Annotated in this window: 12 protein-coding genes; 9 read left to right on the top strand and 3 right to left on the bottom strand. The window is 68.6% G+C overall.

Features of this window, described 5'->3' with window-relative positions:
* Positions 1-36: 36 nt before the first annotated feature.
* A complete protein-coding gene (locus ACIQTP_RS03935; protein WP_403395939.1) occupies positions 37-456 on the bottom strand; it encodes an organic hydroperoxide resistance protein in 420 nt (139 codons plus the stop codon).
* Positions 457-579: 123 nt separating this feature from the next.
* Entirely contained in the window at positions 580-1,599 is a 1,020-nt protein-coding gene (locus tag ACIQTP_RS03930; protein WP_403395937.1) for an NADP-dependent oxidoreductase, read from the bottom strand.
* Positions 1,600-1,723: 124 nt separating this feature from the next.
* Here ACIQTP_RS03930 and ACIQTP_RS03925 point away from each other — a divergent pair, with 124 nt between their 5' ends.
* Positions 1,724-2,158 (top strand): MarR family winged helix-turn-helix transcriptional regulator, encoded by a 435-nt coding sequence (locus tag ACIQTP_RS03925; protein ID WP_403395935.1) that lies wholly within the window; start codon positions 1,724-1,726, stop codon positions 2,156-2,158.
* Between the two features lie 116 nt (positions 2,159-2,274).
* On the opposite strand, the gene ACIQTP_RS03920 is transcribed toward ACIQTP_RS03925, so the two are convergent.
* Positions 2,275-3,099: a hypothetical protein gene (locus ACIQTP_RS03920; RefSeq protein ID WP_403395934.1), complete on the bottom strand. Its 825-nt coding sequence runs from the start codon at positions 3,097-3,099 to the stop codon at positions 2,275-2,277.
* 265 nt (positions 3,100-3,364) lie between these two features.
* On the opposite strand from ACIQTP_RS03920, the gene ACIQTP_RS03915 reads away from it, so the two are divergent.
* From ACIQTP_RS03915 to ACIQTP_RS03880, 8 genes are all read left to right on the top strand, one after another.
* On the top strand, positions 3,365-4,522 hold the full coding sequence (locus tag ACIQTP_RS03915; RefSeq protein ID WP_403395932.1) for a mandelate racemase/muconate lactonizing enzyme family protein: 1,158 nt from the start codon (positions 3,365-3,367) through the stop codon (positions 4,520-4,522).
* On the top strand, positions 4,519-5,523 hold the full coding sequence (locus tag ACIQTP_RS03910) for a zinc-binding dehydrogenase (RefSeq protein ID WP_403395930.1): 1,005 nt from the start codon (positions 4,519-4,521) through the stop codon (positions 5,521-5,523). The genes ACIQTP_RS03915 and ACIQTP_RS03910 overlap by 4 nt, the downstream gene beginning before the upstream one ends.
* Before the next feature lie 177 nt (positions 5,524-5,700).
* Positions 5,701-6,669, top strand: coding sequence for a hypothetical protein (locus ACIQTP_RS03905; RefSeq protein ID WP_403395928.1), 969 nt, complete (start codon positions 5,701-5,703; stop codon positions 6,667-6,669).
* A 142-nt stretch (positions 6,670-6,811) separates the two neighbouring features.
* A complete protein-coding gene (chvE, locus tag ACIQTP_RS03900) occupies positions 6,812-7,924 on the top strand; it encodes a multiple monosaccharide ABC transporter substrate-binding protein (protein ID WP_402036619.1) in 1,113 nt (370 codons plus the stop codon).
* 32 nt (positions 7,925-7,956) lie between these two features.
* Positions 7,957-9,507 carry a multiple monosaccharide ABC transporter ATP-binding protein gene (mmsA, locus tag ACIQTP_RS03895; RefSeq protein ID WP_403395925.1) on the top strand — a complete coding sequence of 517 codons (1,551 nt, stop codon included), beginning with the start codon at positions 7,957-7,959 and terminating at the stop codon, positions 9,505-9,507.
* On the top strand, positions 9,504-10,748 hold the full coding sequence (gene mmsB / locus ACIQTP_RS03890; protein ID WP_403395923.1) for a multiple monosaccharide ABC transporter permease: 1,245 nt from the start codon (positions 9,504-9,506) through the stop codon (positions 10,746-10,748). The genes mmsA and mmsB overlap by 4 nt, the downstream gene beginning before the upstream one ends.
* Positions 10,749-10,801: 53 nt before the next feature.
* Positions 10,802-11,950, top strand: coding sequence for an aldose epimerase family protein (locus ACIQTP_RS03885; protein ID WP_403395920.1), 1,149 nt, complete (start codon positions 10,802-10,804; stop codon positions 11,948-11,950).
* A gap of 170 nt (positions 11,951-12,120) precedes the next feature.
* Positions 12,121-13,977: a pyridoxal phosphate-dependent aminotransferase gene (locus ACIQTP_RS03880; protein WP_403395918.1), complete on the top strand. Its 1,857-nt coding sequence runs from the start codon at positions 12,121-12,123 to the stop codon at positions 13,975-13,977.
* The last annotated feature ends 13 nt before the right edge of the window (positions 13,978-13,990 follow it).

Below are 13,990 nucleotides of genomic sequence, written 5' to 3'. Positions count from 1 at the left end.
CTAGGGTGCGGCCTCCGCCCCGTACAACGAGCGCCGTCAGACGAGCGTCACGGTGATGTTGCCGCGGGTCGCCTTCGAGTAGGGGCAGACCTCGTGGGCCTTCTCGAGAAGGCCCCGCGCGGCGGCCGGGTCCACATTCGGAATCGTCGCGGAGATCTCCACGATGATCCCGAACCCGTCCTCGTTCTTGCCGATGCCGACCTTCGCGGTGACGGTCGAGCCGGAGACGTCGGCGTTCTCCTGGCGGGCCACGACGCCGAGGGCGCCCTGGAAACAGGCGCTGTACCCGGCGGCGAAGAGCTGTTCCGGGTTGGTCCCGGCGCCGCTTCCGCCCATCTCCTTGGGCGGGTTCACGACGACGTCGAGCCTGCCGTCGTCGGTGGCGACCCGGCCGCCGCGACCGTTCTCGGCGGTGGCGACGGCGGTGTAGAGGACATCGGTCTGCTGGATGGACATACGGTGTGTTCCTCCTTGGTCCGCCGCGACTCGCGCCCACGATCGCGACGACTTCGGAAAGAAGTTACCGTATGCCGGAAGTCCAGCGACAGCCTTCCCGGTACCTTCCCGGAGGCCGGAAGGTCAGAGCTTGACGATCATCTTGCCGACGTTGTCGCCGCGCAGGACGCCGAAGAACGCCTCCAGGTTGTTCTCGATGCCCTCGACGACCGTCTCGCTGTACTTGAGCTCGCCGGAGCGGACCCAGGCGCCGACCTCCTGCACGAACTGCGGCTGCAGGTCGTAGTGGTCACCGACCAGGAAGCCCTCGATGCGGCCGCGGGTCTGGATGAGACGGGCGAGGTTCTTCGGGCCGGGGACGGGCTCGGTGCTGTTGTAGACGGAGATCGCGCCGCAGACGGCGATGCGGCCGTCCCGGTTGAGCTGGCCGATGGCCGCCTCCAGGTGGTCACCACCGACGTTGTCGAAGTAGACGTCGACGCCGTCGGGGGCGGCGGCGCGCAGCTGCTCGCCGACCGGCCCGTTCTTGTAGTTGAAGGCGGCGTCGAAGCCGTACTCCTCGATGAGCAGCTTGACCTTGTCGTCGGACCCGGCGGAGCCGATGACGCGCGAGGCGCCCTTGAGCTTGGCGATCTGCCCGACCTGGCTGCCGACGGCGCCGGCCGCACCCGACACGAAGACGGAGTCGCCCTCCTTGAAGGAGGCGGTGCGCAGGAGGCCCGCGTAGGCGGTGAGTCCGGTCATGCCGAGGACGCCGAGGTACGTCGACAGCGGCGCGGCCTCCGGGTCCACCTTGACGGCCTGCTTGGCGTCCACGACGGCGAGTTCGCGCCAGCCGAAGAAGTGCAGGAGGTGGTCGCCGACCTCGACGCCCTCGGCGTTGGAGGCGATGACCTCACCGACCGCGCCACCCTGCATGACCTTGCCCAGCTCGAAGGGGGCGACGTAGGACTTGGCGGCGCTCATACGGCCGCGCATGTACGGGTCGACGGACACGTACGCGTTCCGTACGAGGACCTGGCCCTCCCCCGGCTGCGGGACCTCGGCCTCGACCAGGGCGAAGTCCTCGGGCTTCGGCCAGCCGACCGGGCGGCTGACCAGGTGCCATTCGCGGTTGACGGCGGGGAGCTGGGTCTCGGTCATGAGGGGGTGCCCTTCCTGCGTGCATGCACGGGTACGTGCGACTACGGCTCTAATACTTCAGTACCTGAAACAACCATGCTCCTAGATATTTCATGATGTCAAGTAACGCGGTAACCTGGAGCCCATGGCCACGCGAAGAACACCCCGTATCGACCCGCTGACCCTTGAGGTCGTGGGCCTCATCGGCACGGTCGTGGCCCGCTATCACGAGGAGTACGAGGACGCTGCCGCCGAGCATGCGCTGACCGGGGCGCAGGCGCGACTTCTGAGCCTGCTCTCCCTGGAGCCGCTGCCGATGCGGCGGCTCGCCCAGAAGCTGAAGTGCGAGCCGTCGAACGTGACCGGGATCGTGGACCGGCTGGAGGCGCGGGGCCTGGTCGAGCGGCGCCCCGACCCGTCCGACCGCCGTGTGAAGCTGGCCGCGACGACGGAGGAGGGCCGGCGTGTCGCACGCTCCCTCCGCGACGCGCTCAACTTCGCCCGCGAGCCCCTGGCGGGCCTCTCCACCGAGGAGCGCCTGTCCCTCCGGGACCTCCTCCAGAGAATGCTCACGCCGTAGTTCTCGGCCGCGGGTGAAAGCTCGGGGCGAAGCCCCGTCTCAGGGGCGCGGGGAACTGCGCGACAAGCCCCCACCCGCCGCAGCCGAAGAAGAACCGCGGCGGGGGCGAGGAACCCCTACGTGCACCACCAGAGGAACCGGTTGCACTTTGAAGGCGAGGGCGACGGCGACGGCGCGGCCGAGGTCGGCGCGGCCGTCGGCGTGGGCGACGACTTCGGCGGAGTCGAGGACACGGGGCCGGACGTCGCGGACGGCACCACACCCGTACCCGCCGTGGCCGACTGCTCCTGCGTGTCCTTCTTCTTGTCGTCCTTGGACTTGTCGTCCTTGGCGGACTTGGAAGCGGAGGGAGACGCCGACGCGTCCGGAGAGGCCGTCGCAGCGGACGTACTACCGGACGAACCCTTGTCGCCGATCGGCCGCGCCGTCCCGGCGTCCGAGGTCGCCGACCCGTCCACCGACTCACCCCCGGCCGCGGCCGGCCGCGGCAACAGCCCAGGCCCGTCTATGCCGAGCTCCGCGAGGCTCAGCCCACCCGCCGCCAGCACGAACCCCGCGGCGACGAGCAGCACCCGACGCCGCCGACGACGGTGCGCCGCGGCCTTCCGGTCCCGCCGGCTCGCACCGCCCGAACCACCAGGACCCTCCGAGTCCCGGCCCCGGCCTCGTCCACGCCCACGGTTCCGCCGTCGGGCAGCGGCCCGCCCGGACCGCTCCCCCTCGCCGTCCCCTTCGTCCTCGTCGTCGTCCTCGCCGTAATCCTCGACGTCGTTGTCGCCCTCGTGCAACGAGTCGACACCGGCATCGACCGCCCCCGCGCCCGTTCCGGCACGCATGTCGGTCTGCTCCGCATGTGTGCGCAGCTGTTCGGCGGAGGTGCCGCACCCCGGGCAGGCAAGGGCGCCGTTGAGGTGCCGTCGGCACGGGTCGCAGTAGTCCATGACGCCGGAAGACTAAGTTCCTCACAGGTAACGTTCATAGTCACAGCTGTGAAAGTTATGTAGGGAACCACCTGTTCCGGCGCGCCCCGCACCCCGTTCACACCATCGCGCGCGCGACGAGCCGAGGCATACCGGCAAAATCCGTCGCCGACCGTTCCGTTCGACCCATTGACACCTCCGGGGCCACGTCCTTACTGTCACGCCAGCATTTCGAACGTGTGACGAAATTTCGAACAGAGTCGCAAGAGCACAGGGGGCAACTGCCGTGCGCATCACGGGAATCAGCACACACGTGGTCGGGACGCCCTGGCGCAACCTGACGTACGTCCAGGTGCACACCGACGAGGGCCTGACCGGAGTCGGCGAGACCCGCATGCTGGGCCACACCGACGCGCTGATCGGCTATCTGCGAGAGGCGGAGGCCAATCACATTCTCGGTTCCGACCCGTTCGCTGTCGAGGACCTCGTCCGACGGATGAAGTACGGCGACTACGGGCGCGCCGGCGAGATCGTGATGTCCGGCATCGCGGTCATCGAGATGGCCTGCTGGGACATCAAGGGCAAGGCCCTCGGCGTCCCCGTCTGGCAGCTGCTCGGTGGCAAGGTCACCGACAAGGTGAAGGCCTACGCCAATGGGTGGTACACGACCGAGCGAACTCCGGAGGCCTACCACAAGGCCGCCCAGGAGGTCGTGGCGCGCGGGTACAGGGCGCTGAAGATCGACCCCTTCGGGACCGGGCACTTCGAGCTCGACCACGAGGCCACGCTCTACTCCGTCTCGCTCATCGAGGCCGTGCGCGACGCGATCGGCCCCGAGGCCGAGTTGATGCTGGAGATGCACGGACGGTTCTCCCCTTCCACCGCCGTCCGGCTCGCCCGCGAGCTCGCGCCCTTCAAGCCCGCGTGGCTGGAGGAGCCGGTCCCGCCGGAGAACCTGAAGGCCCTGGAGAAGGTCGCCGCCAAGGTGGACATCCCGGTCGCGACCGGTGAGCGCATCCACGACCGCATCGAGTTCCGCGAGCTCTTCGAGAGCCAGGCCGTGGACATCATCCAGCCCGACGTCGGTCACATCGGCGGCATCTGGGAGACACGGAAGCTGGCCGCCACCGCCGAGGCGCACTACGTCCTCGTCGCGCCGCACAACGTCGGTGGCCCCGTCCTCACCGCCGCCTCCCTCCAAGTCGGCTTCACCTCCCCCAACTTCAAGATCCTCGAACACTTCAACGACTTCGCGGACGCGGAGATCAAGAAGGTCGTGAAGGGCGCCCCGCAGGTCGTCGACGGCTACTTCGAGCTGTCCCACGAGCCCGGTCTCGGCGTCGAGCTGGACGTCGACGCGGCGGCCGAGTTCCCGCAGCAGCAGGCCCGTTTCGACCTGTGGGCCGACGGCTGGGAGCAGCGCAGGCCCAAGGGGTCGCAGTGAGCACCGCGGTCGTCATCGAGGCGCCGGGCGAGCACCGGCTGATCGAGCACGAGCCGGTGCGGCCGGGCGCCGGTGAGGCCCTGGTGCGGGTGCACGCCGTGGGGATCTGCGGCAGCGACCGTGAGGTCTACCAGGGGAACCGTCCTGACGGGTACGTCCGCTATCCGCTCACGCCCGGCCACGAGTGGTCGGGGACCGTCGAGGCGGTCGGGGCCGGGGTGCCGGAGTCGATCGTCGGGCGCAAGGTCGTCGGTGAGGGCTTCCGCAACTGCCAGGTCTGCGACCGCTGCCACGCGGGCGAGACAACGTTGTGCACGGCGGGGTACGAGGAGACCGGGTTCACCCAGCCGGGTGCGATGGCGACCACGCTGACCCTCCCGGCCCGGCTGCTGCACGTACTGCCGGACGACGCCGACCTGACGGCGGCGGCCCTCCTGGAGCCCGCCGCCTGCGTCGCGGCCGCCGCGCTGAAGGCCGACGCCCGGCCCGGTGAGCGGGTCGCGGTGGTCGGGACCGGCACGCTCGGGATGTTCGCGGTCCAGTTCCTGAAGGCGAACTCTCCGGCGGAGCTGCTCGTGGTCGGGACCCGGCCCGACCGGGCGGCGCTGTCGAAGGACTTCGGCGCCACCGACTTCCGCACGAAGGACCAGGAACTCCCCGACGACTTCGACGTCGTGATCGAGACCGCCGGGTCCGCGTCCGCCGCGCGCACCGCCGCCTCCCTGCTGAGGCGCGGCGGACGCCTCGTCCTCACGGGGATCCCGGCGCCCGGCGCGGAGGGGCTCGATCCCACCGATCTCGTCGTACGGCAGCTGGAGGTGCACACCGTGTTCGGGGCGCCGCCGGCGGCCTGGGCGCACACCGTGCGGGTCTTCGGGGCGGGGCTGCTCAGTCCGTTGCCGCTGGTCACGCACGAGCTGCCGCTCGCCGAGTTCCCGCAGGCCATCGAGTTGGTGGGGTCCGGCGACCCCAAGGTCGGAAAGGTCCTGCTGAAGCCGTAGTCCCCCGAGCCGTACGCCGGTACGGAGTTACCTGACGGCTTCGTACCGGCGTACCACCCAGGCCCCGCACACCCAAGGCCGCGAACTTCGTTCGAAATATCGAACATGCCAGTACACGCGCCACATCAGCACGCGCACCACATCTGTACGCGCCCCCTCGATCACGAAGGACAGCCAGTGACCGACGCCGCTCCTACGGCAGCCCGTCGACCCGGTGAGCAGGCGCTCGCCGCGCTCGGCCTGGGCGCGCCCGCCCTCTCTCCCGCCGACGCCTCGCCGCACACCTTCCCGGGGGGCGGTCGCTGGCGCACCGAGGTTCCCTCCGTGGAGGGGCCCGAGGCCCTGGCCGTGGTCCTCAAGGAATCCTCACGCCTCGACGTACCGATCCACCGGATCAGCCAGGGCAGCGGCGTCTGGATGCTGACCGACGCCGAGATCACCGAGATGGTCGAGGCCGCCGGTGAACGAGACATCGAGCTGTGCCTGTTCACCGGGCCGCGCGGCACCTGGGACATCGGCGGTTCGGTGCGTTCGGACTCTCGCGGCGGCGGCCTGCGGGCCCGTGGCCACGACGCGGTGGCCGGCTGCGTCGAAGACGCCGTCCGGGCAACGGAGTTGGGCGTCAAGTGCCTCCTCGTCGCCGACGAGGGCGTGTTGTGGACCCTGCACCGGGCGCGCGCCGCCGGAATCATCCCGGCCGACACCACCCTCAAGCTCTCGGCACTGGTGGGCCCGGTCAACCCGGCGTCGTACGCGGTGTACGAGAACCTCGGCGCGGACTCCATCAACGTGCCGAGCGATCTGACGCTCGATCATCTCACCGAGATACGGCGAGTTTCGGCCGCCCCGATGGACATGTACATCGAGGCTCCCGACGACCTCGGCGGCTATGTGCGCATGTACGAGGTCGCCGAGCTGATCCGGCGCGGCGCGCCGATCTACCTCAAGTTCGGCCTGTCCAAAGCCCCCGGAATCTACCCGTACGGGCACCACTTGAGGGATCTGACGCTCAACACCGCCAAGGAACGGGTGCGTCGCGGCCGGCTCGCCCTTGACCTGCTCGCGCGTCACGGAGCGGACGGCGACATGGCGCCGCTCGGATCCCGGCTGCCCGGAACTCTCACGCGCTTCGACACCACCTCATAACGTTCGCACAAACCCCCTTCACACAAGCCGACACAGCCGCGCACAATCCCACACACCTCTACTCGGTCTTTCCCTCGCAACGCTCTCGGAGCATCCCCGTAACGCGAGACCGAGCCGGTCCAAGACATCAAGGATGATGATCATGCGTAACCGCAGAGCCGCCCTCACCGCCATTGCCGGCGCGGCCTCCCTCGCCCTCACCCTGACCGCCTGCGGCCAGAACAGCGACGGCGGCAGCAAGGACTCCTCGGGGAGCACCAAGGGCGCCACGATCGGCATCTCGATGCCGACCAAGTCCTCCGAGCGCTGGATCGGCGACGGAAACAACGTGGTCAAGGACCTTGAGTCGAAGGGCTACAAGACCAAGCTGGCCTTCGGCGAGGACGACCCCGACACGCAGGTCTCGCAGATCGAGAACATGATCACGCAGGGCGTGAAGGCCCTGATCATCGCGGCCATCGACAACAAGTCGATGAACAACGTGCTCCAGCAGGCCGCCGACGCCAAGATCCCGGTGATCTCCTACGACCGGCTGATCCTCGGCACCAAGAACGTCGACTACTACGCGTCGTTCGACAACGAGAAGGTCGGCGAGCTCCAGGGCAACTACATCCTGCAGAAGCTCGGTCTCGCGGACGGCTCCAAGAAGGGCCCGTTCAACATCGAGCTCTTCGCCGGCTCGAACGACGACAACAACACGAAGTACTTCTTCGGCGGCGCGATGAAGGTCCTGCAGCCGTACATCGACAAGAAGCAGCTCGTCGTCAAGTCCGGCCAGACCGCGCTGAACCAGGTCACCACCCTGCGCTGGGACGGCGGCACCGCCCAGAAGCGCATGGACGACATCCTGACCTCGTCGTACAAGAGCGCCCGGGTCGACGCGGTACTCTCGCCCTACGACGGCATCTCCATCGGCATCCTCTCCTCGCTGAAGTCGGACGACTACGGCTCCAAGAGCAAGCCGCTGCCGGTCGTCACCGGCCAGGACGCCGAGCTCGCCTCGGTGAAGTCGATCATCGCGGGCGAGCAGACGCAGACCGTCTACAAGGACACCCGCAAGCTGGCGACGGTGGCCTCGGGCATGGTCGACGCGGCCCTCAAGGGCAAGAAGCCCGAGCTGAACGACACCAAGACGTACGACAACGGCACCAAGGTCGTCCCCGCCTTCCTGCTCCAGCCGGTCAGCGTCGACAAGACCAACTACGAGAAGGAACTGGTCGGCACCGGCTACTACAAGGACAGCGACCTCAAGTAACCGCCACCCCCTAGTGATTGGAAGGCACGACCATGGCGGGACCCGTCCTGGAAATGCGCTCGATCGTCAAGACCTTTCCCGGCGTCAAGGCGCTGTCGGACGTCACTCTGACCGTCCAGCAGGGCGAGGTCCATGCCATCTGCGGGGAGAACGGCGCCGGCAAGTCGACCTTGATGAAGGTCCTCTCCGGCGTTCACCCGCACGGGAGTTACGAGGGGGACATCCTCTTCGAGGGGGAGGTCTGCTCGTTCAAGGACATCAGGGCCAGTGAGCACCGCGGCATCGTGATCATCCACCAGGAACTGGCCCTGGTTCCCTATCTCTCCATCGCCGAGAACATCTTCCTCGGCAACGAGCACGCCACCCGCGGGCTCATCAGCTGGACCGAGACGCTGCGGCACGCCTCGGAGCTGCTGCGGCGGGTCGGGCTCGACGAGAACCCGCAGACCCGCGTCGCCGACATCGGCGTGGGCAAGCAGCAGCTCGTGGAGATCGCGAAGGCACTGTCGAAGCAGGTGAAGCTGCTCATCCTGGATGAGCCGACGGCCGCCCTGAACGACGAGGACAGCGGCAAACTCCTCGATCTGATCCTGGAGTTGAAGAACCAGGGCATCACCGCGATCATCATCTCCCACAAGCTGAATGAGATCGCGCGGGTCGCGGACTCGGTGACCATCCTGCGCGACGGCCGGACCATCGAGACCCTCGACGTGAAGGCCCCGGAGACCACCGAGGACCGGATCATCAGCGGCATGGTGGGCCGCGACCTCGAACACCGCTTCCCGGAGCGGACGCCGCACCACCCGCAGGAGGGAGCCGCGCCCGCCCTGGAGATCCGCGACTGGACCGTGTTCCACCCGATCGACCAGCAGCGCAAGGTCGTTGACGACGTGTCAGTCTCCGTGCGGCGCGGGGAGATCGTCGGGATCGCGGGGCTCATGGGCGCCGGACGCACCGAACTGGCGATGAACGTCTTCGGACGCACCTACGGCCGGTACGCGGGCGGCACGGTGCTCCGGGACGGCAAGGAGATCCGTACGAAGACCGTGTCCGAAGCGGTCGGACACGGCATCGCGTACGTCACCGAGGACCGCAAGCACTACGGGCTCAACCTCATCGACACCATCAACCGCAACATCACGCTCAGTGCCCTGGGCAAGGTGTCGAAGCGCGGGATCGTCGACGAGCACGAGGAGCGGCAGGTCTCCGAGGGCTACCGCAAGTCCATGAACATCAAGGCGCCGACCGTCTTCGAGCCGGTGGGCAAGCTGTCGGGCGGCAACCAGCAGAAGGTCGTCCTCAGCAAGTGGATCTTCGCGGGCCCCGAGGTGCTGATCCTCGACGAGCCGACCCGCGGGATCGACGTGGGCGCCAAGTTCGAGATCTACACGGTCATCGACAAGCTGGCGGCCGAGGGCAAGGCGGTCGTCTTCATCTCCTCCGAGCTCCCGGAGCTGCTCGGAATGTGCGACCGCATCTACACGATGGCCGCGGGACGGCTGACGGGTGAGTTCTCGCGGGCGGAGGCCTCGCAGGAAACGCTGATGCGCCAGATGACGAAGGACAAAGAGGTAACCCGATGAGCACGGATGTGACCGCCAAGACGCCGGCCCCGGCGCCGCCCGGCAAGAGCGGCTCGGCCGCGGGCGAGAGCCTGCTTCAGCTGATGCTGGACGGCATGCGCCGCAACATGCGGCAGTACGGCATGCTGTTCGCCCTCGGTCTGATCGTGGTGCTGTTCGCCGTGTGGACCGACGGCGACCTGCTGCTGCCGCGCAACGTCTCCAACCTGGTGCTGCAGAACAGCTACATCCTGATCCTCGCGATCGGCATGATGCTCGTCATCATCGCGGGCCACATCGACCTGTCGGTCGGCTCGCTGACGGCGTTCGTGGGCGCGGTGGGAGCCGTGCTGATGGTCAACCACGCCATCTCCTGGCCCATCGCCCTGGTGCTGTGTCTGGCCATGGGCGCCGCCGCGGGCGCCGCGCAGGGGTTCCTCATCGCGTATCTCGGCATACCGTCGTTCATCGTGACCCTGGCGGGCATGCTGACCTTCCGCGGTCTGACCGAGATCTTCCTCAAGGGCCAGACGATCGGCCCGTTCCCCGAGGGGCTGCAGAAGGTCGCCAACAGCTTCCTGCCCGAGGTCGGCCCCCACACGAACTACCACAACCTCACCCTGCTGCTGGGCATCGGGCTGATCGCGTTCGTGGTGGTCAAGGAGGTCCGCGACCGTAAGCGGCAGCAGGAGTTCTCGCTCGACATCCTGCCGCGCAACCTCTTCCTCCTGAAGCTCGTCGCGCTGATCGCCGCCGTCGCCACCGTCACCATGCTGCTCGCCAGCTACAAGGGCGCTCCGGTGGTCCTGCTGATCCTCGGCGTCCTGGTCGCCGGCTTCGGCTACCTGATGCGCAACGCGGTCATCGGCCGGCACATCTACGCGATCGGCGGCAACCTCCCGGCGGCCAAGCTGTCGGGTGTGAAGGACAAGAAGGTCACCTTCCTGGTCTTCCTGAACATGGGCATGCTCGCGGCCCTGGCGGGTCTGGTCTTCGCCGCCCGCTTCAACGCGGCCTCGCCCAAGGCCGGTCTGAACTTCGAACTCGAGGCGATCGCGGCCTCGTTCATCGGCGGCGCGTCGATGAGCGGCGGCGTGGGCACGGTCCTCGGCGCGATCATCGGTGGTCTCGTCCTGGGCGTGCTGAACAACGGTATGAACCTCGTCGGCATCGGCTCCGACTGGCAGCAGGTCATCAAGGGACTGGTACTGCTGGCCGCGGTCGGCTTCGACGTGTGGAACAAGCGCAAGGTCGGTTCGTAAGTCCGGTCGTACGGGGGTCCTCACGGGCCCCCGTACCTATTGCAGGAGCCGCAATGGAAACGAGCAGACGTACGGTCATCGCCGCGGCCGCGGCAGCGGGACTCGCCGCCGGCACGGTCGGCACCGCCCACGCGAGCACAGGAGGCAGGAAGCCGGTGAAGGAGCTCTTCGGCAAGCTCGCCGACGGCACCAAGGTCCACCGCTGGTCGCTGGAGAACGGCGGCACGCGCCTGAAGGTCATCTCCTACGGCGGCATCATCCAGTCCCTGGAGATCCCCGACCGGCACGGCCGCTACGCCAACGTCTCCCTCGGATACGACAACCTCGCCTCGTACGTCGCCGGGACGACGTTCTTCGGGGCGACGATCGGCCGCTACGGCAACCGCATCGCCAAGGGACAGTTCACTCTGGACGGCAAGGCCTACCAGCTCTCCGTCAACGACGGCGTGAACAGCCTGCACGGCGGCGCCAAGGGCTTCAACACCAAGGTGTGGGACATCGAGGGCTTCACCTCGGGCTCCGACGTCGGCCTGCACCTCCACTACACCAGCGTCGACGGCGAGATGGGCTACCCGGGAACGCTGAAGGTGCGGGTGACGTACACCCTCACCAGGCACGGCGACTGGCGCATCGACTACCGGGCCACCACCGACAAGGCCACGGTCGTCAACCTCACCAACCACACGTACTACAACCTCGCCGGTGAGGGCAGCGGCGGCATCTACGACCACGAGCTGCACCTGGCCGCGGGCCGCTTCACGCCCACCGACTCGGGGCTGATCCCCACCGGTGAGCTGGCCAAGGTCGCGGGCACCCCCTTCGACTTCCGCAAGGCCAAGCCGATCGGCCGGGACATCCGCGTCGGCCACCCGCAGCTGGTCACCGCCAAGGGCTTCGACCACAACTGGGTCCTCGACAAGGGCGTCACCGCCAGGCCCGAGCACATCGCGACCCTGCGAGACCCGAAGTCCGGCCGCACCCTGAAGATCGCGACGGACCAGCCGGGCGTGCAGTTCTACTCGGGCAACTTCCTGGACGGCACCCTGGTCGGCCCCTCCGGACACACCTACCGGCAGGGCGATGGCATGTGCCTGGAGACCCAGCACTTCCCGGACTCGCCGAACCACCCGTCGTTCCCCTCGACGGTGCTGCGACCTGGGCAGACGTACCGCACGACGACGGTCCACTCGTTCAGCGCGTGACCTCCGCGTGACATCGGGGCCTCGGTGGGTGACGCCACCGGGGCCCTTTCGGTTGCCTGGGAAAGTCAACCCTTACTCGATCCCCACGAGTTGAACGGCGCCTCCTCCGCCTCCGTATGAGAGGGCGGCCCGTGCTCCCCCGCGCGGGCCACCCAGAGACCGGAGGTTCCATGGCCGACAACGTCGCCTCGCTGTTCCGCGGTACTGCGGCGCACAGCCCCTCGATGGCTGCGCTGGCCCGCGAGAGCGATGGAGTCGGCCCGATCGACTTCTGCATCCCGTGCAACCCGTACTTCCCCACCCCCGGCATGTTCGACGAACTGGCCGGGCGGTTGCGCGAGATCATCACGTACTACCCGAGCAGCGCCGACACGATCACGGCCGAGCTGTGCGCGCTGCTCCAACTCCCGCCGAGCTGCGTCGCGATGGGCAACGGTTCCACGGAACTGATCACCTGGATCGACCATCTGCTCGTGCGCGAGTCCCTCGCCATCCCCGTCCCCACCTTCGGCCGCTGGACCGACCAGCCCATGGAGACCGGCAAGCGGGTCGACATGTTCCCGCTCATGGAGTCCAACGGCTTCGCTCTGGACCCGGCCCAGTACATCCAGTTCATCCGCGCCCGCGGCACCCGTGTCGCGGTCATCTGCAACCCGAACAACCCCGACGGCGGTTTCCTCAGCCGCCGCGCGGTCGTCAACTTCATGGACCAGCTCCAGGACCTGGACCTGATCGTCATCGACGAGTCGTTCCTGGAGTTCGCCGACGCCGAGAACGACCCGAGCGTCGTGGAAGAGGCCGTCCTGCGGCCCAACGTCATCGTCCTGCGCAGCCTCGGCAAGAACTTCGGCCTGCACGGCATCCGCTTCGGCTACCTCGTGGCCAACCCCGCGCTCGCGGGCAAGGTCCGCTCCATGCTGCCCAAGTGGAACCTCAACTCCTTCGCGGAGACCGTGGTGTTCATGCTCAAGGAGCACGGACAGGAATACATGGAGAGCCTGCACCTGGTGCGCCGCGACCGCCTCGACATGGCCCGCCAGCTCTCGGCCCTCCCCGGTCTGACGGTCTACCCCTCGCAGGGCAACTTCCTCTTCGTACGGCTTCCCGTGGGCGCCGAGGGCACCGTCGTCCGCGACCGGCTGCTGAGCGAGCACCGGATCCTGGTCCGTGAGTGCGGCAACAAGATCGGCTCGTCCAGTCGCTTCCTGAGACTCGTGGTGCGCCCCCAGACGGACGTGCGTCGCCTGGTGTCCGGCATGGAACAGGTGCTCTACGGGTCCAGGAGGGGAGCCGCCGTACCCGAGCTGGGCACAGGGACCAGCTACAGCTCGGGTACGGCGGCGGTGGACCGTCTGATCAGCGAGACGAACGGGGTCGGCATGCCGCTGGCCGCGCAGGCCACCGCGATGCCGAGCCTGCCGCCCGCCCAGACCTGGCCGGGCCCGGCCCCGGCGCAGGCCCCCACCGGGATGCCGGGCCTGGTCCCCGCCCCGGCTCCGGCCCCCGCCGCCGCGATGATGCCGCCCCAGCAGCAGCCCGCGGCACGCATGCCCGCGCCTGCCCCGCCCCAGCAGCAGCCCATGCCCGCGGTCGCCCAGATGCCCGGTGTCGCACAGATGCCAGGGGTGGCCCAGATGCAGCCCGCCCCGCAGATGCAGCCGGCCGCCCAGATGATGCCGCAGACGCCGCCGATGTCCGCGGTCGCTCAGATGGCGCAGATGGCCCAGACCGCACAGGCTCAGGCACAGGCACAGCGACAGCAGGCGCCCATCCCCGCCGTCACCCAGGCCCCGTCACCGGCGGCCCAGGCACAGGCACGGTCGATGCAGCCGCCGCCGCAGGCACCGGCGATGCCCGCCATGGCCCCCGCCCCGGCCGCCGGGCTGGGCCAGACCGGCATGCCGGGCCTGCGCAACCGGGGCCTGACCGCCGCCCAGGTACGGGGCCGCACCGAGCCGGAACCCACGCCCGCACCCCAGCCCACGGGCTGGCCGGCGGCGGGCGCGATGTACAACCAGGTCGGCTAGGGCCTGTCCGTCA

This window comes from Streptomyces sp. NPDC090798, assembly GCF_044768965.1.
Classification (GTDB): Bacteria; Actinomycetota; Actinomycetes; order Streptomycetales; family Streptomycetaceae; genus Streptomyces.
The sequence above is the reverse complement of the archived record's forward strand: the minus strand, read 5'-3'. Positions and strand labels throughout refer to the sequence as shown.

Excerpts from the sequence above, each read along its gene's own strand:
- ACIQTP_RS03935 (WP_403395939.1), bottom strand. The coding sequence starts at position 456 with ATGTCCATCCAGCAGACCGATGTCCTCTACACCGCCGTCGCCACCGCC.
- ACIQTP_RS03930 (WP_403395937.1), bottom strand. The coding sequence starts at position 1,599 with ATGACCGAGACCCAGCTCCCCGCCGTCAACCGCGAATGGCACCTGGTC.
- ACIQTP_RS03925 (WP_403395935.1), top strand. The coding sequence starts at position 1,724 with ATGGCCACGCGAAGAACACCCCGTATCGACCCGCTGACCCTTGAGGTC.
- ACIQTP_RS03920 (WP_403395934.1), bottom strand. The coding sequence starts at position 3,099 with ATGGACTACTGCGACCCGTGCCGACGGCACCTCAACGGCGCCCTTGCC.
- chvE (WP_402036619.1), top strand. The coding sequence starts at position 6,812 with ATGCGTAACCGCAGAGCCGCCCTCACCGCCATTGCCGGCGCGGCCTCC.
- mmsA (WP_403395925.1), top strand. The coding sequence starts at position 7,957 with ATGGCGGGACCCGTCCTGGAAATGCGCTCGATCGTCAAGACCTTTCCC.
- mmsB (WP_403395923.1), top strand. The coding sequence starts at position 9,504 with ATGAGCACGGATGTGACCGCCAAGACGCCGGCCCCGGCGCCGCCCGGC.
- ACIQTP_RS03885 (WP_403395920.1), top strand. The coding sequence starts at position 10,802 with ATGGAAACGAGCAGACGTACGGTCATCGCCGCGGCCGCGGCAGCGGGA.
- ACIQTP_RS03880 (WP_403395918.1), top strand. The coding sequence starts at position 12,121 with ATGGCCGACAACGTCGCCTCGCTGTTCCGCGGTACTGCGGCGCACAGC.